This window comes from Lysinibacillus sphaericus (genome assembly GCF_001629735.1).
In the GTDB taxonomy this organism is placed as follows: Bacteria; Bacillota; Bacilli; order Bacillales_A; family Planococcaceae; genus Lysinibacillus; species Lysinibacillus pinottii.
This window is the reverse complement of the sequence record NZ_CP015224.1, coordinates 1,507,142-1,527,316: the sequence shown is the minus strand read 5'-3', so window position 1 is coordinate 1,527,316 and position 20,175 is coordinate 1,507,142. Positions and strand designations below refer to the sequence as shown.

At 36.2% G+C, this 20,175-nt stretch carries 14 protein-coding genes and 1 pseudogene; 2 read left to right on the top strand and 13 right to left on the bottom strand.

Annotated elements, in window-relative coordinates; genetic code table 11:
* Positions 1–452: 452 nt before the first annotated feature.
* The 9 genes and pseudogenes from A2J09_RS07435 to A2J09_RS24635 form a co-directional block, all read right to left on the bottom strand.
* Complete coding sequence (locus A2J09_RS07435) at positions 453–1,052, bottom strand: nitroreductase family protein (RefSeq protein WP_036161697.1); 600 nt, start codon at positions 1,050–1,052, stop codon at positions 453–455.
* A 911-nt stretch (positions 1,053–1,963) separates the two neighbouring features.
* Positions 1,964–2,896, bottom strand: a complete 933-nt coding sequence (arcC, locus tag A2J09_RS07430) for a carbamate kinase (protein ID WP_036161696.1) — start codon at positions 2,894–2,896, stop codon at positions 1,964–1,966.
* Between the two features lie 5 nt (positions 2,897–2,901).
* On the bottom strand, positions 2,902–3,672 hold the full coding sequence (locus tag A2J09_RS07425; protein WP_012294516.1) for an oxamate carbamoyltransferase subunit AllH family protein: 771 nt from the start codon (positions 3,670–3,672) through the stop codon (positions 2,902–2,904).
* Positions 3,669–4,934, bottom strand: coding sequence for a YlbE family protein (locus A2J09_RS07420; RefSeq protein ID WP_012294515.1), 1,266 nt, complete (start codon positions 4,932–4,934; stop codon positions 3,669–3,671). The genes A2J09_RS07425 and A2J09_RS07420 overlap by 4 nt, the downstream gene beginning before the upstream one ends.
* Positions 4,934–6,688: an acyl-CoA synthetase FdrA gene (locus A2J09_RS07415; RefSeq protein ID WP_012294514.1), complete on the bottom strand. Its 1,755-nt coding sequence runs from the start codon at positions 6,686–6,688 to the stop codon at positions 4,934–4,936. Before A2J09_RS07415 ends, A2J09_RS07420 begins: the two co-directional genes overlap by 1 nt.
* 18 nt (positions 6,689–6,706) lie before the next feature.
* Complete coding sequence (gene allD / locus A2J09_RS07410) at positions 6,707–7,756, bottom strand: ureidoglycolate dehydrogenase (RefSeq protein ID WP_012294513.1); 1,050 nt, start codon at positions 7,754–7,756, stop codon at positions 6,707–6,709.
* A gap of 132 nt (positions 7,757–7,888) precedes the next feature.
* Complete coding sequence (gene allE, locus A2J09_RS07405) at positions 7,889–8,692, bottom strand: (S)-ureidoglycine aminohydrolase (RefSeq protein ID WP_012294512.1); 804 nt, start codon at positions 8,690–8,692, stop codon at positions 7,889–7,891.
* A 27-nt stretch (positions 8,693–8,719) separates the two neighbouring features.
* A complete protein-coding gene (gene allC, locus A2J09_RS07400) occupies positions 8,720–9,949 on the bottom strand; it encodes an allantoate deiminase (RefSeq protein WP_012294511.1) in 1,230 nt (409 codons plus the stop codon).
* Between the two features lie 337 nt (positions 9,950–10,286).
* Positions 10,287–10,615 (bottom strand): annotated as a pseudogene (locus A2J09_RS24635) (L-lactate permease); the annotation flags it as partial.
* Positions 10,616–10,770: 155 nt separating this feature from the next.
* Between A2J09_RS24635 and A2J09_RS07385 the strand changes: the two are divergent.
* Positions 10,771–12,384 (top strand): PucR family transcriptional regulator, encoded by a 1,614-nt coding sequence (locus A2J09_RS07385; RefSeq protein WP_012294509.1) that lies wholly within the window; start codon positions 10,771–10,773, stop codon positions 12,382–12,384.
* Positions 12,385–12,635: 251 nt separating this feature from the next.
* Here A2J09_RS07385 and A2J09_RS07380 read toward each other — a convergent pair whose 3' ends face one another.
* From A2J09_RS07380 to A2J09_RS07370, 3 genes are all read right to left on the bottom strand, one after another.
* Complete coding sequence (locus tag A2J09_RS07380) at positions 12,636–13,886, bottom strand: MFS transporter (protein WP_012294508.1); 1,251 nt, start codon at positions 13,884–13,886, stop codon at positions 12,636–12,638.
* A gap of 443 nt (positions 13,887–14,329) precedes the next feature.
* A complete protein-coding gene (locus A2J09_RS07375; protein WP_012294507.1) occupies positions 14,330–14,713 on the bottom strand; it encodes a cupin domain-containing protein in 384 nt (127 codons plus the stop codon).
* A gap of 65 nt (positions 14,714–14,778) precedes the next feature.
* A complete protein-coding gene (locus A2J09_RS07370) occupies positions 14,779–15,738 on the bottom strand; it encodes a 2-hydroxyacid dehydrogenase (protein ID WP_012294506.1) in 960 nt (319 codons plus the stop codon).
* A 741-nt stretch (positions 15,739–16,479) separates the two neighbouring features.
* Here A2J09_RS07370 and A2J09_RS07365 point away from each other — a divergent pair.
* Positions 16,480–17,388: a C40 family peptidase gene (locus A2J09_RS07365; RefSeq protein ID WP_012294505.1), complete on the top strand. Its 909-nt coding sequence runs from the start codon at positions 16,480–16,482 to the stop codon at positions 17,386–17,388.
* Between the two features lie 388 nt (positions 17,389–17,776).
* On the opposite strand, the gene A2J09_RS07360 is transcribed toward A2J09_RS07365, so the two are convergent.
* The gene (locus tag A2J09_RS07360) at positions 17,777–19,306 is read right to left on the bottom strand and encodes a DHA2 family efflux MFS transporter permease subunit (RefSeq protein WP_036161689.1); all 1,530 of its coding nucleotides are present in this window, start codon (positions 19,304–19,306) and stop codon (positions 17,777–17,779) included.
* Positions 19,307–20,175 lie beyond the last annotated feature (869 nt).

Here is a 20,175-nt window from a genome sequence, read left to right as displayed (position 1 = left end):
CGAACTTCTCCATTTACTATGTGCCTTACCATATAGGATTATTTAGCAAGCTCTCTGAAACACTAATATCATCTTCTGTATAATTAACTAAACTAAACTTTCACTCTCCAACATTTTAACATCCTCGCCTTCTCCAATTAATTATATGGAGAAAATAAAAAATGGAACCTGATTAGTTGATGTATACATATCGTTTCATTTCCGCAAAGTATCCCGCCGGCTATATCAAGGATTAAGAACTTTAAAGCTCCCCTTTCCAACAGATACCTACAGGGGGACTTTCGCTCTTTTTTAACACCAGATTCTTAAAAAGGAGAACCCTAAACAGGCTCTCCCATTCGTTTATATATTTGATTGTAGATGTTGTAATTTTACCATACTCGTTTTCACAACATAGCCCTTACCATGAATGACGGTACGGGTTTGAAACATTTGGGGTATATTGTAATTAATTATTTGATAAATTTCATTCGCTCTTCAAGCGGTCGGAAATCTTTTTCACCTGGTGTTACCGTTGGGTTACCGAAGGGCATTTGTGCAATAAGTTTCCAATTTTCAGGTATATTCCATTCTTTTTTCACTTCATCATCAATTAGTGGATTATAATGTTGTAAAGAAGCTCCTAATCCCTCTGCTTCCAAACCTGCCCATACGACCAATTGATGCATACCTGATGCTTGATTTGACCAAATTGGAAAGTTCTCAGCATAGGGTGCAAATTGCTCCTGAAGCGATTTAACTACAGCCTGATCTTCAAAGAATAATACTGTGCCATAACCTGCCTTAAAGGAATCCATTTTTTGTTGAGTTCCTGAAAAATCTTGATTGCCTACTACTTTTCTTAATGTTTCAGTAGTGATGTCCCATAATTTATTATGTGCGTCACCAGATAATACAACAATACGCGCTGTTTGGGAATTAAATGCTGACGGAGTATATTTCACAGCAAATTCTACAATTTCTTTAATTCTTTCATCCGATATTTTTACCTCTTTACTAATTCCGTAGTAAGAACGTCTTTCTTTAAGTGTAGTGTAGAAATCTTTTGTCATCATTTTTTCCTCCTGAAATTTAAATTGCACCTGGCGCTTCGAGATTTTTACTTACCAAAACTTTTTTAAAATTTTCAAATGGCCATTTTATTTCTAAGACCTCCACCAAGTAAAACAAACTGACTTGTCCGTCACTCCTACTTTTAAATCAAAAAAGAATTGAAAGTTATATAATCACGTTTAATGTTCAAAAATATATTACCCAAACAAAAGTAAGAATATTCAGGGGTAAATTGGAGAAAAGATTCAATCATTTTGTTTAATCAAAAATCAACAGTACAATAGATGTTCTGTGAAAGTTGTTACTCCTAGTCCATCTCATCAATAATGATTAATCGTTAAATAACGATAGCTTAAGAAAAGTTAATTTTTTCGGTATATAAATAAGACCTCAAAGTTTAACTTTGAGGATTAAGTGTTAAAACCATTTCGTTTTATAAAGGAATGTGCGAAAAATTACTGATTTACTATATCTCTTAAAGTCTTATTCTAAAATCTATATAACAGCCATAATTTCCTCATCTTTTCCTCAACAAAATCAACTACTGGTTTCGCCTTCTCGTTTTCCAGCACTACCTAAAAGTATGTGATGATACTCCGGAATTTACCTTCCTCCTGTTATTGACGAGTACGAAAGGGGAAAAATGGCTCCTGGCTACCAACTAAACCAATAATTAATAAAAATTTAGTAAGACAGGTCCTCCACTTCAATGGCAGCAAAGATATTAGAGTAATGGACATCAAATGTACCTGTACTACTTAAGCCTCTTGCTAAACAGTTAATGTCTCAAACTCCTTTTTCACACTAATTCCACAAATGAAAAAAAGTTTGCAACGTCTATAGTCCGTGATTCCTCACTTCATGACGTTGCAAACTTAATGGATGATGGTGATTGAACCATTCTTTAAACTTATTTTGTAATACGTGTACCTGCTTTTCCATCTAATGCAGCTACTGCTTGATCGATTGAACAAATGATTGACTCTTTCCCTAATTTTGCGAATTCTATAGCTGCTTGCATTTTTGGTAACATACTACCCGCCGGGAATTGTCCTTCTTTAACATACTGTTCAGCTTCTGCCACAGTAATGTGGCTTAGCTTTTGCTCATTTTCTTTACCGAAATTAATATAGACATTTGGTACATCTGTTAGCATCATGAAAACTTCTGCATTCACTTGTTGTGCTAGCTTTAATCCTGAACGGTCTTTGTCAATAACTGCTTCAATACCATGTAATTGACCACTGTCTTCACGATATACAGGTATACCGCCACCACCAGATGAAATAACAATCGTTTCATCAAGTAAACGTTTAATTTCATCGATACCATGAATCACTTTTGGTTCTGGTGAAGGGACAACTCGTCTATATCCTCGCCCAGCATCTTCTGCCATAGTAAAGCCTTGTTCTTCTAAACGATGCGCTTCTTCTTCTGAAAAAAATACACCGATTGGTTTAGTCGGATTTTTAAAAGCTTGATCATCCTTGTCGACTTCAACCATCGTTAGCAATGTCACTACATTTGTAGCTATGCCACGTTCTTTCATATGGTTTTTTAAAGCTGTTTCCATCATATAACCAATGAAACCTTGTGATTCTGCGTTGCAGACATGAATTGGTAGTGGTTCGACTACATTTTTCGCAGCTTCATTTTGGGCAATGATATTCCCCACTTGCGGACCATTACCATGTGTAATGACGATGTTATGACCCGCTTCTCGAATTTCTACCATATGGCCTGTTGCCGACACTACATTTTTGAATTGATTATCATAAGTTGCTTCTTGTTTCGGCTGTAAAATAGCATTACCACCTAAAGCAATAACTACACTTTTCCCCATTTCTTTCACTCCTTAGTTAATGACAAGTAAATGCCATATAACGTATCCATTCCAGATGATGATCCTACTTTTATAAGCCTGTTCATGCTTTCTAAAGATGGATCATGTTGCAATGCTGTAATCTTCGAACTAAATACACCGTCTATAGCACAGGTTAAGAAACGCTTACTGACAATGGTTGTTAAAGGTTCCTTGATTAGAGCTTTTAGTGTTTCTAGATGTTTAGGTTCGATAAAATTTTTAATAAAATGTCCGTACAATATGCCGACTAGTATATCATCACCAGTTGGTGTTAAACCTTGTCCACGCCCAATAAAGTAACGGAATGTCTCGTCAAGATTTTGGGTTGGATCTTGTAATTGATTAATTAAGGATAATACACGTGCTCGTTCAAAATCTGATGATTCATAGGATGTAAATGAAATGTATTTAAAATTTTCTTTCAATTTATTTATATTTGCATGTTCAAAATCCATATATAACGGTAGTATTTTTATATTAAACACCATTTCGAAGCGGTTATGAAAAAGACGATTATTCCGAAATATTAATGTATCGCCTACCTTAATATTGGTTTTTACTGTTTGTCTCGTTTGAGGATCAAGCAAGATCCCGAACGGAAATGTCCCATTTTCATCGGTACCAACAAATATCAATTCTCCATCTTGATCAACCATATTTAAACCTTTTTCAAACATACTGTGCACGGTAAAGGTTTTTCCTTCATTCAATAATTGAAGTGCGATTGAACCAACCGCACTTGCTTGTAAAATCATCCTTTAAATCCTAGCTTTTCAGCATATGCTGTGATAGCTTTCTCAAAACATTCGATTGGCGGATGTACTGTACCGGCACCAATTTGTCCGTACCCCGCAATTTTATGGGCAATACCAGTGTTGATAACTGGTGTGATCCCTGTTTCAACAACTTTCCGTGCATCAATACCTAAGCATGCGCCTTTAAAGTCCCAAGTTGGGATAACAAAGTTTGGATTTTCGCTAATACAGATTTCAGTCATTTGATTACTTGTTTCAAGCGCATCATTAAATCCACCCGAACCAACAAAGCGTGTTACGGCAGGTGCTGCAATCATCGCCATACCTCCGACACCAATTGTTTCTGTAATCGCTGAATCACCGATATCTGTGTTGGCATCTTCTGCTGAGTAACCAGTGAAATATAATCCTTGCGGGGTATTAACAGGACCAGTAAACCATTCGTCTCCCATACCAGCAATACGAATACCAAAGTTTTCACCGTTTCGGCACATTGCGGTAACAACTGTACCGTGTTCGATTGTCCGTGCTGCATCCATCATCGCTTTGCCAGTCGCCATAGCAATATTTAAGAAAAATTGGTCTGTGTCAGCTAAGAATTGGATTACTTCTGTACGTTGATCTTTTTCAACGTCATCTAATGAAGCAATTACTGGAGATAGTTCTTTTAAAAATGCAAGTGAAGCTGCAATATTTCGCTGGTGGAACTCATCTCCCATAGCAATAGCTTTAGCAATCAATACGTTGACGTTCAAGCCTCCATCAATTCTTTTTAAGGCTTTACTTAATACGGGACCTAATACATCTTTCATCCAGTGTAAACGATTGATGACTTGCTCATTATAAGCGCCGAAACGTAATACTGCGCCAATCCCTTCGTTCATTTGACAATACGCTTCGTTACCACTCTCCTTGTTAATAACAACAAGGACTGGCATGTTAGGTGAAGTAATACCACCCATTGGTCCAACCGCATTCACATGATGACATGGAATGAATTTGATTTTATCGTTTTCAAGTAATTCACGTGCATTCTTTTCGTCTTCTGCCCATCCTTCAAAAAGGATGGCACCAACACAGGAACCTTGCATTGGGTCTGTCATGTTTTCATATTTAATTGGAGGTCCAGCATGTAATAACACGTACTCTTCTAATTCAGGAATCACAGATTTAGCAGGTACAACATCCGTTAAAAATGGTGCTGCTGCTATGATCTTTTGGATAACGGCTTCGTTCGCTTCATTTATTGTTTTGTATCCCATTAGATTGTGCCTCCTTCATAATAGTTTAAGAATTGAAGTACTTTCATTAACTTCTCATCGCCACCAGCAATTGGGCGCCAGTTAAATTGAACACACTCTGAGCCACTGTTTTGAACAGCTTCCGTAAAGCTTTTTAGCCCAATATTGATAACGCTAGGTTTCATATTGATGAAGGACATGATTTTCTCATCCACTACTAAGCTTTCTTCTGTATAGTCAAATTTTTGTACATCAGTAATTGGTTGTTCCACTTTACCACCTACAAGTTGGATAGCTGTGCGGACCATTTGATCATTGGTTTTACAAATAATTGCACCACTCTCTTTTAAAATGGCAATTTGTTTATCGTAACCTTGAACGTCCTGTGCTGTACCTACAACCGTTGCAAGCACTGCAAGCTGACGACCTTCTTGACGTGCATTATCCAAAATACGTTTGATGGTTGGTGCTAGCTCACTAGCCATATCTTCATGACCACCGTTACCGATTACGTTATCAATCATAATGACTGCAGTTTCAGGGTCATTCATAGATTTTTCAAGCATTTCGATACGTTTTTCAGGGTCAATCATCGGATGTGGTTTACCTTTTGTATAAACATCATCACCTAAATCAATGATTTCATGAGTGTTTGTTTTTAAAACATAGCTTTCGCTTTTCTCTTCAGTCATTGTATCTTTAAAAGCATCTCTCACTAGCATAGCCGCTTCAGATGCTAATGTACCACCTGAATAATAACCTTTAATACCAACTTGTGATTCTTTTAATACAACGTTAACATCAGCTGTTGTCGGTTCAAAATTCGGTTTATCACCATTTGATAATTGGACAGCTACAACTGCTGCTTCTTCAAGTGTATAAGCATGATAGATGTTCTCTTCTTGATAGGAAGGTTTGTCACCTAAAAATAGCGTAACCACTGGTTTATCAATATTTCTTAATAAGTTTAATACTTTGCGTTGTACTTCCTCTGCAGGTGGTTTGGAGATCACTGTAATGACTTTTACTTTTGGATCTTGATTTAACGCTTTGATGCTATCTAACATCGTGATAGCACCAACCTCCGTCGATAAATCACGTCCACCTGTTCCAAGAGCATTTGTAACACCTTTACCATAACGGTCAATAATTGTAGTGACTTCTTGAATCCCTGTACCTGATGCCCCAACAATACCGATATCGCCTTCGTTGACGTTATTTGTAAAAGCAATGGGGACACCGTGAATAAGGGCAGTACCACAGTCTGGACCCATCACTAATAACCCTTTTTCATGCGCTTTTTGTTTTAGTTTCACTTCGTCTTCTTTCGAAACATTGTCACTAAACATGAACACATGTAAACCTTCGTTCAATGCGTTTTCCGCTTCCATTGCAGCATATTGACCAGGAATTGAAATTAACGCTAAATTTGGATTGTTTGCAAGCTCCATTGCACGTTTCCAGTTATGAGCTTCTTGACCTTTAGACGTATTTTGTGAATCTGAATCACCTTTTAAAGCGATTTCTACTTCTTCTTTCACTTCGTCTACTTTTTCTTCCTGCTCTGTATCTACAACGATGACGATATCATTTGGCTTTGCTTTTTCTAATTCATCCGTGCCTAAGCCAGAAGATTTAAAAATGTCCTTATTCGCTGGTGTTCCCATCATGATCGATACTTTGTTTACACCATCAATTGCAGACAACTTGTTGGATAAAAGCATTAACACGATGGAGTCTTTATAAGTGTTTTCTTTTATAATTGTGTATAACATGATGATCCTCCAATTTTATTATTCTGCAAATCTATTTTTTCCATGATAACGATCGTAATGAACGTCGTCTGACACAAGATAGTTGTAAATGTCGTCTACGATTTCAATACCTTCCTTATCATATTCCTTACTTCTTAATATACCGCGTTCACCTGGATAATAAATTTCTCCATAGCCCTCTGCCGCAGGCTGTGCTTTTAATTCATTGAGCATAGTTGTAATTTGTAGCTTGAAAGCATCCAAATCTGTGAAATAGGCAGGGTTAATGACGATATGAATTTGACCTAAATCGCGTCCTTTAGTTAAGTCTTGATACATAGAAGATACATGGATACCATGTGGGACTCCTAGAAGACTACCTGATAAAATATCTACCATCATCATCAAGCCGTATCCTTTTGGACCTGCAATTGGTAGGAGTGCATGAACATCTCTTGCATTCGTTGTAGGTGCACCAGTAGCATCCACAGCCCATGTGTCTGGAATCGATGCATTTTTACTTCTTGCATCTAAGATTTTGCCCCATGCTTGGACAGTAGTCGCCATATCAAATGTAATGATGCGGTCATCAGCAGATGGTGCACTATAAGCAATTGGGTTTGTCCCAAAATAAGGTTCAGTTCCGCCAAACGGTACGACCATTGGATCTGATTGACACATACTTAGAGCAACCATATCTTGTTCTGCTGCCATTTCAACAAAGTAACCTAAAGCACCACTATGTGAGATATTTTTCATACCAACAACGGCAACACCTGATTTTTTAGCCATTTCAATCGCTTTTTCCATCGCTTGTTTTGCTATTTGGTGACCTGGACCATTATCCCCATTAAAGATCGCAGATGCTGGTCCTGTTTGTTCAAATGTGTAGTTGGGATTGTTTGTAATCCCGCCTTTTGCAATTCGTTCAGAATAGTATTCAACACGTACAGCACCATGTGAATGAATACCTCTATGATCAGCGTATGTTAATACGTCTGCAACATCATGTGCCGCTCCTTCATTTAATCCAGCTTTTATAAACTTTTGCTTCATTAAATTAAATAGTTCTTCTTTAGATACACGCATCTTGTTTACTCCTCATTTAATTAATATTTTGTTTCACATTCTGAATAATCAGAATTTTATTTTAGAAATTTTTTTGTAACTAAGATGCCTAATTTATCTTTGGTTCACTATCGGAGATAATAGACTCCCTTTTTATAAATCAATATCTCTATTTGCATCTTTAGAATAAATGTATGAGAATGGTTCATCTAAACCAATTGCATAGGTTGCTTGTGGTACATAAGCGCCCATAAAGATATAATCACCTTTATCAACCGGCATCCATTCATTGTCTAAGTTGTACATGCCTCGCCCGCTTAAAACATAAGCGCCGTGTTCTTGAACGTGTGTTTCAATGTAACCATGTGAAGCACCTGGTTTGAATGAAAGAATATGAATGTTCATATCATAGCCAATTTCTTTTGGTAATAAGTCTTGAATTAATACTTCTTTCATACCTTCATATGCCTCTTGTTCGATGTCGTGCACATTACCTGTAACGACTTCTGGCGTAAACCCTTTAAGAGGTTGTCCTTTAAGAGGTTGATAACGTTTTTTGTATAAGAATAAACGGCTATCTTCACCGTTATTATTATTTTCAAAAGTTAACTGTAAGTGTGGAGGCACATATAAATACCCACCTTCAGTTAATTCGTATTTTTTACCATCTGCAAAAGCATTGATTTTGCCATAAACAACGTATACAAAAGATTGAATACCATCACCAGCGAAGCCCGCTTTGTTTCCACCTTGGTTTTTTACTGTTACTAAGTAATCTACAAATCTTGCACCTAAACGAGGGGACCCTAAAATTGTGACGTCACAATCTTTGAAGCCAGGTACAACATTATTAACTAGGCCATCTGGTGTGATTACCGCATAATTGTCTTTTTTAATGACAGAACGTGTTTCTAATAAACCTTCTCTGTATCCTTGAACTTGATTTAAGTAACCCATAAGTATCTGGCTCCTTTTTCATTATTTTTATTCTTTGTATGCTAGTTCATAAAGTACATCACTTAATACTTCAATACCTTTAACAAGGTCTTCTATCTTCGTTTCTTCACTAATGTTGTGACTAATTCCACCAATAGAAGGTACAAATAACATTGCCGTTGGAACATATTGTGCAAAGATTTGTGAGTCATGTCCTGCACCAGATGGCATCACTTTATATTGATTCCCTACATTGTTCTTTGCTGCTTGCTCAATGATTTGAACAATTTTTTTGTCCATCAATGTTGGTGCTTCATCCATCCATAAATTAATGTCATAAGTCATGCTATTTGCTTCAGCGACTAATTTAATTTTGTCTTCGATTTCTACTGCAAAATCATTTAATATTTGCTGATCAATATGACGACAGTCTACTGAGAACGTAATTTCACCAGGAACTACATTTACTGTGTTTGGTACAAGTGTGATATGACCAAACGTTAATACAAGTGGTTCCCCAATTTCTCTAGCACGTTTTGTTAAATTTGAGACAATTTCACTATAGGCAACAACTGTATCGCGACGTAATGACATTGGCGTAGTACCAGCGTGGTTTGCTTCACCTTTTAAATTGATCGTGAAGCGTTTTTGACCAACGATGCCATTAACAACACCGATTGTTTTGTTTTCCGTCTCTAGCACTTTGCCTTGTTCAATATGAATTTCAACAAATGCTTTGATGTCATTACGAACGTCAGTAGTTTTACGATAATCAAAGCCTGATTTACGCATCGCGTCTTCGAACTTAATGCCCTCAGCATCTGCAATTGTGTCAACATCCGATTTTTTAGCTAAGTTAAAGAAGTTTTTGCTACCCCAGAATGTGTAAGGGAATCGACTGCCTTCTTCTTCTGCAAGAGATAATACTTCTAATGAGCGTAGTGGTTGGCCGTGTTTAGCTTTTAAATATTTCACAGCCACTAGTGCAGCTAAGATACCGAATTGGCCATCTAGATGACCGCCTTCAACTACTGTGTCGATATGTGATCCTGTTAAAATGGTTTCTTCCGGATATTTACTGCCAACCAGACGCCCAGTTAAGTTCCCGATATCGTCAAAGCTTGCTTCTAATCCTTCTTCTTTGAATGTTTTTTCCAGTTCACGAACTGCATCATTCCATTCTTGAGAATATAAAAGGCGTGTAATTCCACCTTGTTCTAAGCCACCAAAACCTGTAAATTTCTTATCTAACATTTCAAAAGTTGATTGAATATCCATACCTCTTTCACTCCTTCCTTCTACACTTTTATTATAGGTCCTCCCCCATAACCATTCATTGACACAATGAACAATAATGGATAGTCTTTTTATGCACTTTAGACAAATAGATATGGATAAGGAGCAAGTAGCTGTCGGAGTAAAAAAGAACGCTTTTTGCTATCGATTATGGAAAGGCTTTAAGACGGGGTATGAGTGGAGTAAATCATCCATTCTATCCTTACTAAAAAACAAAAACCACATAGTAAATCTATGTGGTATAGTCCCTATTAAAATGATTAAAGGATAAATCATGAACCTTACAAATAGGAGCAAGCCAGTTATATCGTATTGGCTATTGAAAGGTTTTTGACTCATCCCCGGTTTGATGAACGGCTGCTGCTGCAATCGGGATAGATTGTGTAGAAATCACTTTTGCTTTGCTTCCCCCAGCAGTGTTAGCTGCTATACGCGAGATGCCAATCTGCGTCCCAGTAAGTGCCTGTAAGCTTTCGAATAGTGCATGATTATTTACAACCGATTCCGTTAGAAAGACACCCATCCATCCTAATACTGGACTAACAAATGGGGAGAATTCATCCGTTTTGGCAGGTCGGGTGCTAGAGAAGTGCTAAGCCCAGAGAAGTCAGAAAGATTGGCAAAAGTCATTAATAGTACGATTGTAAGATTCCTCCTTTACTATTTCGAAATAAAGAATTATACGTATATTAACCTTCAAAAATAGTATACAATCAGAGTGATAGGTTATCCTTGTAGCGTTTTACAAATATATTTCTTATTATTTTGGTCTTTTTCTAACAAATATAAAGGAGATGATCCTTATGACAACATTAAAAGAAATCATGTCTGTCCAACAATTTTCTGATTTAACATTATTAAATGATGAGGGAGATTTAGATAGAGAAGTAGAAATGGTCGATATTACGGAAACACCAGATATTAAAAATTTCACAGCACCTCATTCATTTATCGTCACTACGGGTATGTGTTATCAACACGACCAATCCGGATTAAAGGATCTCATTCTAGAATTAAATGATATACAAGTTGCTGGCATAGGCGTTAAATTATCGCGTTTTTTAGAAAAAATTGATGATGAAGTAATAGAATTTGCAAACAAGTTAAAATTCCCCATTATTAGAATCCCTGATAGTTGGAATCTCGGATCCATTACACATCATATATCATCCTATATCTTGGATGAAGAAACTGAAAAGTTATATTTTGCATTAGATATCCAACAAGAATTAAATACTATGCTGATGAGAGGTTTGAGCTTGGAAATGATGATTGAACGAATGAGCAGACTTCTTAGAGTCCCTGTGATGCTCTTAAATCCTTTTCATCAAATTAAAACGATGAGCCATCACTTCCAAGAACAATCAGAGCAAATTCAAAAAAATCTTAGTTACTTCAAAAGATGTGTTAATTCCAAGCAAATTTCACCTAATAATAAAGCATCTTTCCAAGAGGAGCATATTATATTTGAAGTTCCAGCATTTAAATATTTCCCGTATTATTTGATGGTTTCAAATGTTAATACGCTCACCTATCCATTTAGTTTGCTTGCCATAGAACAAGCCGTCAATACACTCAGTCTCGCCATTTATAAAAACAGTAAAATCAAAGAAGCGGAACAACAAGATGTCAACCGATTTTTCGAAACATTGATGTCTGAGCATCCTGATAATCTTATTTCAGTCAAACAGCACCCTGAGTTTTTAAAAAAGCACCATATTCACCCATCCAATTTCTATCAAGTAATCGTTTGTGCGATTGATCAAGAAAGGGATGTGGAAAATAATATCTATTTGAATGAACGTTATCAAATGACTTTTGAGTGGCTAACACATAAATTTACTGACATTGATCCTTCTATCAGTGTTTATAGGTCTCCAGGTAATCATCGATTTACGATCCTATTACAAACTAAACATCAATATTATTTAGATTACTGCAAATATATCCAAAAAGAGTATCATAAACTTTTTAATAGTACACTGTCATTCGGTATTGGTAATGAAGTGACTGAATTCTCACAGTTACCACTCTCTTATTTTGAAGCGAATGAAGCTTTTGATCATAAGTCTGAAAGTAGTAAAGTGGAATTTATTGAACTCTATAAATCTAAAAGTGTAGAAGAATTGTTACAACTCATTCCAGCCAATAAATTAAAACCGTTTATCACGTACACACTAGGTTCATTAGCCTATCCAAAATCGACAAAAGAAAAAGAACTAAAGCATACATTGAAAATCTATTTGGCGAATCATTGTGATCTGACAAAGACCTCTGAAGATATATTTATTCATCGGAATACAGTAAAATATCGTATTAAAAAATGTGAAGAGATTTTAGGTCAGTCTATCGAATCGCCTGATATTTCATTGGATCTACGATTAGCATTATTTGCCTCAGAGAAAGTAAATTTTTAAACTTAAAAATCCCGCTAAAAAGCTGTTATGAATGCTTTTTAGCGGGATTCTTTTTACCTATTTTACCATTCAATGTAGCAGCTCCTACTCAAGCTATTATCAATAAACCGACACGCTTATTCGATTGAATCCACATTTAAATGAAGCTGCTTTCACAACGGTTCCACGAGCATCGTTGCTTTTAGGCAGCAATAACAAAACTACCTATCAGCGGGAGATGTATTAAATCTCCGCTAATAGGTAGCTTTACTTTATTCATTAGTTAGGGGATGGGTTGCTTTCTTCTCTTTCAACATCACGACCAGGAAGAATAAAATCGCTGCTGCTGCAAGAAGTATTGCTGCAATATAGAATGCTAATACTTTTGAACCAGTGATATCACCAATATAACCTGTAAGAGTTGGCGCAATAACTGATGAAGTCATTCCAAAGAAGTTAAAGATACCTAGTGCTTTGGCCATGCTGTTGGAAGGTACTGAATCCGTTACATATGTGATTAAAACTGGATCAATGGCAAGTTTACCTAATAAACCGTATAAAATTAATGCTGCATAGAGGACAGAAGGGTTAGGTGCAAATACGGTTAAACTAATAGTTACGGCTGCCCCAATTAACAAGAAGATTATTAATTTCTGACGCATATGTGCATTTTTATCAATATACTTAGAAAATATCAATGCACCAGGTACTGCTGTGACTGCAACTAAAGCAGCTACATATCCTACTGAACCTTGTTCAAATCCTTTTTCTCCGACAAGGAATGATGGTAACCATGTCACTATCATGTAATAACCATAACATGTTGCAAAATAGACGAAGTAAATAACTAATTTTTTTATCGAGAATAATTCTACGCCTTGAGATACTGTGGCTTGTGCTGTTATTTTATCTTCGGATGTTTCGTTTGTAGCTTTTTTGTCTTGTTTAACAAATAAGATAAACACAAATGTTACAGCTACTATTAAGACTGCTATCATATAAAGCATGTAATTCCATTGGATTTCAAGGCCACCTACTAATACAGATGAGCCTACTAGACCAATAACCATCCCTAATGCCGAACCACTGTTGATGATCGCATTAGAAAAGCTTTTCTTATCTTTTGGCATATATTTAGCGGATAAAGAGAAGGCCGCACCATAGTATGAGCCAGTCGAAAGACCTGCCATTAAGGCGCCTACATAAACTTGAGTGATTGTCGTGCTTGATCCAATGACGAATGCTGCTAATGCAAATATGATAAACGCAGGGATCAATACTCGTTTTTGTCCAAATTTATCAACGAGTATTCCTGATGGAATTTGCATACCCGTATAGGCAAAGAAATAAATAGAAGCAATAAGTCCTACTTGAGTATCGCTAATATTACCAAGCGATTCTTGAATTTGTGGATATATTGGTGTAAGTATTGTACGATAAATCCAAATAGCTACCCAACCTAAACACAGAGTAAAAATGATTTTTTTGTAATAATTCGGGTCATTCTTAACTGTTTGTCCCATAATATGACACTCCCATTTTTCTTTTTTTTTACTTATGTAGTGCTTAATTTAATTTTAGGTGATGAGTACGTAAATAACATTGTTCACTTTTAACAAAAACAGAACCAGCATTGCACATTTTAGACAAAAGCCAATGTTTGAATTGTTTATAAATGCATGACTTATGGCATTCTTATTTACCGATTCCTACTCAGTGCTTTTGTATCTACAAACTTTTCTCGGCTCGAATAAACAAAAATAAGCCCGACTACCCTATAGGTAATCGGACTGATCGCCATCCTCGTGCAAACATCTTTGCTCAAATCCTATTTTGAAAAATGGAATTTTTCTCATGTGACAATCCTTTGTGATCGCAGAAAAGATTCCACCTTGTAGATAATGGATCATCAAGGAGGAATCTTTTTACTATGAAAACTAGTTAATCAACAGACGTGATCGTTAATTTAATGATGTTTATGCGCAATAAAGCCTATTGGTGTGGGACCTGCGAACCCTAACATGACGAAATCTCTACTAGAATTATTAGTCATTCCGTGCTTTTCTCCTGCACGTGAAACGACAACATCACCAGCTTTAATTTGAACCATTTCACCACATTCTGGATAATAATCAGCTGTCCCTTCAATAACAACCCATATATCATCCGCTTTCTCGTGTGAGTGAAGTGGCAAAGTTTGTCCTGGACGCATACACCATATAGCTCCAACAGTATTAGGTGTTTCATAAAAAATATGTTTTGTCGCTTCTTCTTCTCTAAACTCTTGAATATCAGGCCAATGGAAAATACGATTTTTTAAATCTTCTCTTGCTAATTGTTTTAATGTCATAGTATTTTCTCCTTGTTTCGAATTTCAAACTATACCCACGTCATTTAGCGTTTATTAGAAAATGATTATCTGCGAATAATATTTTGAGGTTTTCCCTCTAAAAAAGCCATGGTGTTATCAAATGCAATTTTAGCACGCAGTTCCATTGCCTCATTTGTAAGGAAGCCTACATGGGGTGTTAAAATAACATTTTTGGCTTGTAATAGTTTATAGTCTCCAGGAATTGGCGGTTCCATATCAAATACGTCAATCCCCGCTCCTGCAATTCGCCCTTCATTTAAAGCATCGGCTAATGCATCATTATCAACAATTGGACCTCGTGCACAGTTGATTAGAATAGCTGATTCTTTCATTAATTCTAATTTTTCTTTAGAGATTAATCCTTTTGTACTTGAAAGTAGTGGTATATGTAATGACACAATATCTGATTGTGCTAATAACTCATCTAATTCCATGTACTCGATACCCAAAGCTTCAGCTTCCGGATTTCTTCTAGATTGGTCTGAAGCTACTATTTTTGCGCCAAATGCTTTAAACAAACGAGCAGTCATCATGCCAATCTTTCCTGTACCAATCAAACCAACTGTTTTCCCTTTAATTTCACTACCTTGGAATGCTCCTGGGAAATGATCGGCATGGATTTCTTTATTACCCTGAGAGATACGGCGGTACACATCTAATACTAAACCAATTGTTAATTCAGCAACTGCTTGATTCGCATATCCAGCTGCATTACATACCATAACATCTTGATTTCTCGCTTGCCCGATACCTACATGATCAACACCTGTAAAGGCTACATTTATTAATTTTAAATTGGCATTTTGATCAATCACTTCTGTAGGATAAGGATTATTAGCAATCATAATCACATCTGCACCTTCACTACGTTTTGCTAATTCTGCACTATCTGTTGTTTTCTTGTTGTAATAAACAAATTCGTGTCCGGCCTGTTTGATTGGCTCCGCTAATTTTTCAATGATCGAATCTGAAACATTTAATGGTTCTAATAATTTGACTAACATTTCAATCAATTCCTTCCTATTATTTTTTTTACTAATACGTCTGTTGATTAACTAGTTACCATAGGTTTCTAGAAGAGACATTCGCATCTCTTCAAGACTGTTATTTCACCGCAGAGATGGATGAGATTTTTTTTTGCACATATTGCACAAAAAAATCAGGTATTTTCGTTTTCAATCACTTCCTTTTTTATTTTTTATTATGTTAATTGCTTAATTTAATTGTAAGATAGGAGCATTTAAATAACATTGTTCACTTTAAACAAAAACAGAAACGACATTACATGTTTTTGACTAAAGCTACTATGTAAAATAACTAGAAATACGCTTTATCTAAATCGGAAACTTGCCTCTGATTGAATATTCTTTAGCTGATAGTGTCTTACCTAGATGAAGATTTCATTTATTCAAGTCAATTGACCATAATTCCCTCCTTTCTATTTTTATAACGAAGATTCATTATTAAATCTCCACTATTTATATTTTGCTAGTAAGAGATATTGATTATGGAATTTAGCATAAATATAATTAATATCTCTTTTATCCCTAAATATCCAATTAATTCATATATTTTTAGTAAAATTGACCATAATTATTGCAGATACATTACATGATTAAAAATAATATGTCAGAATCATAGGAAAGTGTTAATCAGTAATATGATTGAAAAATAACTCTTAAGCGTTTCATGATATTCTTACTTTAGTTCAAAAGCGATTGCTTTTTGAAAGGGGTAAGGATTAATTGAAGAAAAAAATATTACTACCGATTTTTGCGTCTTTTATGTTCTTTACAGGAATAGGTATTCACGATGCGCAAGCAGCTACATATACAGATATAACAAATACAGCTAAAGCATATATTGGCACTCCTTATAAATATGGGGGCACAGATATTAAGACAGGTATTGATTGTTCAGCCTATACACAATTAGTATTTTCTAAGGTAGGAATTTCATTAGAACGTACATCGAATGCTCAATATCAACAAGGTACTTCTATCGCAAAAGATAATTTAAAGACTGGCGATCTTGTATTTTTTAATACTTCGGGAAGTGGTGTTTCACACGTTGGCATTTACATAGGTGACAGCAATTTTATTTCGGCTACGACAAGTTCAGGGGTTAAAATGGATAAAATCAATGACCCTTATTATTGGGGATCTCGTTACGTGGGGGCAAAACGTGTTGCAAGCTTCTCGGATTATGGAGAGGTAAAAGATGCTGAAATAGACTTTACTATTTATTCATCACGTGGAGAAGTAGCTCTTAAAATAGCTAAAAAACTACAATTAGATACTAGTCAAACAAATTCAAGTTTTCCTGATGTAAAGCCAGGGTCTAAATATGCAGGTGCTGCTGAAGCCCTAAAAAAAATCGGTGTCTTTACTGGTGATGAAAACGGGAAATTCAATCCAGGTTCACCTATTACACGCGGTCAACTATCAAAAGTTTTAGTAGAAGCATTCCACTTAAAACAACAAGGAGCAACAGAAAACTTTCTAGATGTTCCTGGAGCTCATTGGGCTAACAGCTATGTATCCATCCTTGCATCCAATAAAATTACGGTAGGTAAAGGTGATAATTTATTTGGTGTTAACGATTATGTGACAATCGAACATTTAGATGCTTTTATCCAACGATTAACTCAATAATATGAAATGGTGTTTCACATGGATGAAACGCCATTTTTTTATGTCAAGCTCCCCTTCTCCGCTCGCCCCTCAACCCAAAGCATTTTTAACCGTTTTGTTGCACCATTTTTTTAGAGGGAACCAATCACGTTAAAATAAAGGCGATAATCGCCTAGATGGTCATGAAATAATAGGTATCACTGGACTAAGATAGAGAACCATTTCAGCCGTAGCATTGAGTGTTTCTACAAATAGGCTTTTCGTTTGTGTTGTAAAAAGGGTAATACAACAGCAGCTCCTATCGCACAAAGCCAGTAGATAACCACTGTATAGTTGTAGCTGAAGCCGAGGTTTATTTTCACTAAAAAACGGGTGCTGCTTATCATTAGCAACACCCGTTTTTGACTACTTATTTCACGTCTACTTGTTGTTCAGCATCCTCATGAGTCATCATATTTTCATGATTTGGTTGAACTCTCTTAATAAAGAATGCAAGAATGAGTGCGATTACCGCAATCAATGTTGAAATAAAGAAGGTATAATTAATACCATGAAGCATGGCTTCATTCATGATTTGTTGTTTTAGCTCAGCGGCACCCTGTGTAGATGTCTGTGCATTGGCACTCATATTATTCATAGCGCTAGCAGCTATTTCTTCTGCCTTGGCAGTTGTTTTATTGTTCATGACTGTAATCAATACAGCAGACCCAATAGCACCGGATACTTGCTGAAGTGTATTGTTCATTGCTGTTCCGTGTGGATTATTATACGCTGGTAGCTGATTCAGCCCATTAGTCATAACTGGCATCATGACCATTGACATCCCAAACATCCGTAATGTATACAGAAGAACAAGTGTCGAATAAGCCGTATCCATACTTATTTTACTAAAGTAATAGGATGTGACAATGGTGATGATTAAACCAAATACGGCTAAACTTCTTGCGCCATATTTATCAAAGAGCTTCCCGGTAATTGGAGACATGATTCCCATTACAATTGCACCTGGTAGCATTAATAAACCTGAATCCATTGGTGAAATGCCACGAATTGTTTGCACATAAATAGGCATTAAAATCATTGCAGAGAACATGGCCACCGCAATGACGATGGAAATTGCCGATGATAAGGCGAACATAGGATATTTGAAAATACGAAACTCAAGCATTGGTTCATCCATTCGAAGTTGACGAAGGACAAAGGTAATTAAAGCAATCGTCCCGATGATGATTGTTCCATAGACAAGTATGTCGTCCCAACCTTTTTCCCCTGCTGAACTAAAACCATACAGCAGGCCGCCGAATCCGATACTTGATAAAATGAGTGATATCACATCAAGCTTAATGGCACGTTGTGGTGTCACATCCTTCAATTTAAACGCTGCAAAAATTAATGTCAAAATGGCAATTGGCAGAACAAGATCGAATAACATTCTCCAGCTATAATGTTCAATGATCCAGCCGGAAAGTGTAGGTCCTATTGCGGGAGCAGTAATCATCACGAGACCAAACATCCCCATCGCTGCCCCTCTTTTTTCAACTGGAAATGCAGTAAGCATAACATTCATTAGTAAAGGCATCATTATGGCTGAGCCTGCAGCTTGTATCATACGGGCTGCTAATAATACACCAAATGCTGGTGCAATACTCGCTAGGAACGTACCTAGCGTAAATAAGGCCATGGCGGTAATAAATAGCTTTTTATCCGTAAAGCGTTGAATAAAGAACGCACTCGCAGGTATTAAAATACCGTTAATCAACATATAGCCCGTTGAAAGCCATTGTACGGCAGTGGCTTTTACGTCAAATTCCGTCATAATGGCTGGGAGGGCAATGTTTAATAACGTTTCATTCAAAATCGCTACAAATGCCCCAATAAATAAAATGGCAATCATGCCGTATGGCGTTTTTGTCTGGGCAGACATGGTATTCTCCGACATATAATATCAATCCTACTTTCTTTTATCTTTTTCATTTTCTTGAGAATTTCGATTATCTTTTTAGGTCTCGACTTCTTCGTCAATGAGCTGAGTAGGTTTTCCTCCCATCTGTTGTAGTGCCTTTGCTGATTTCATAGCAACCACTCCTTTAAAAATAAATAATAAAACTGTTGACGAAAGAATAGAGTATATTGTATAATTAAAATAGGGAAAGTGCGTGGTACGTTAATTATACAATGTCTATCTCTATAAATTTACCATAAACCATTGTTGATTTCAATGTGTTGTACATATATTTTTTTGTAAAAAGTCGATTCTTTTCTTACAGAGAATTGACTTTTTTTATTGTTGATTTCTTGATTAAGCCATCATTCGTTAATTCATAAATGGTTGATACAACTTCCTTTAAATATCGGCGGTCATACGAAATACTAATAATGGTGCCACCATATTGGGCTAACGCATTACACAACAGTACAGGCGTTGTCAAAGGACTAAAAATTCATCTGCATCACCCCGACGTTTGATAAAATCAAAAAATGCTTCTATTTATCAACAGAAGCATCTTGTGCAATAAAAATAGTTTCCCTATGTATCAATTAGCCCAGAGCTTTCAATCTGTGCACCATTTGATATTTTATGTCAATTGAGGGGCTGTTAATAGATCTTGCACAAGAAACCACCCGTGTTCCAGTCATCCTATAATGACCCCCCTGCATCTTGAAAAACCTTCGTAAAAAAATTCCACATCTCCCCTTGTAAATATGTGTTCTAATGTTATTTCACACCTACCTGTACTTCCACCATCATTCCCCTTAGCGAGTAAACAAGAATGAAACTAGGTATTTTCTCAATCTTTCTATAAAAGT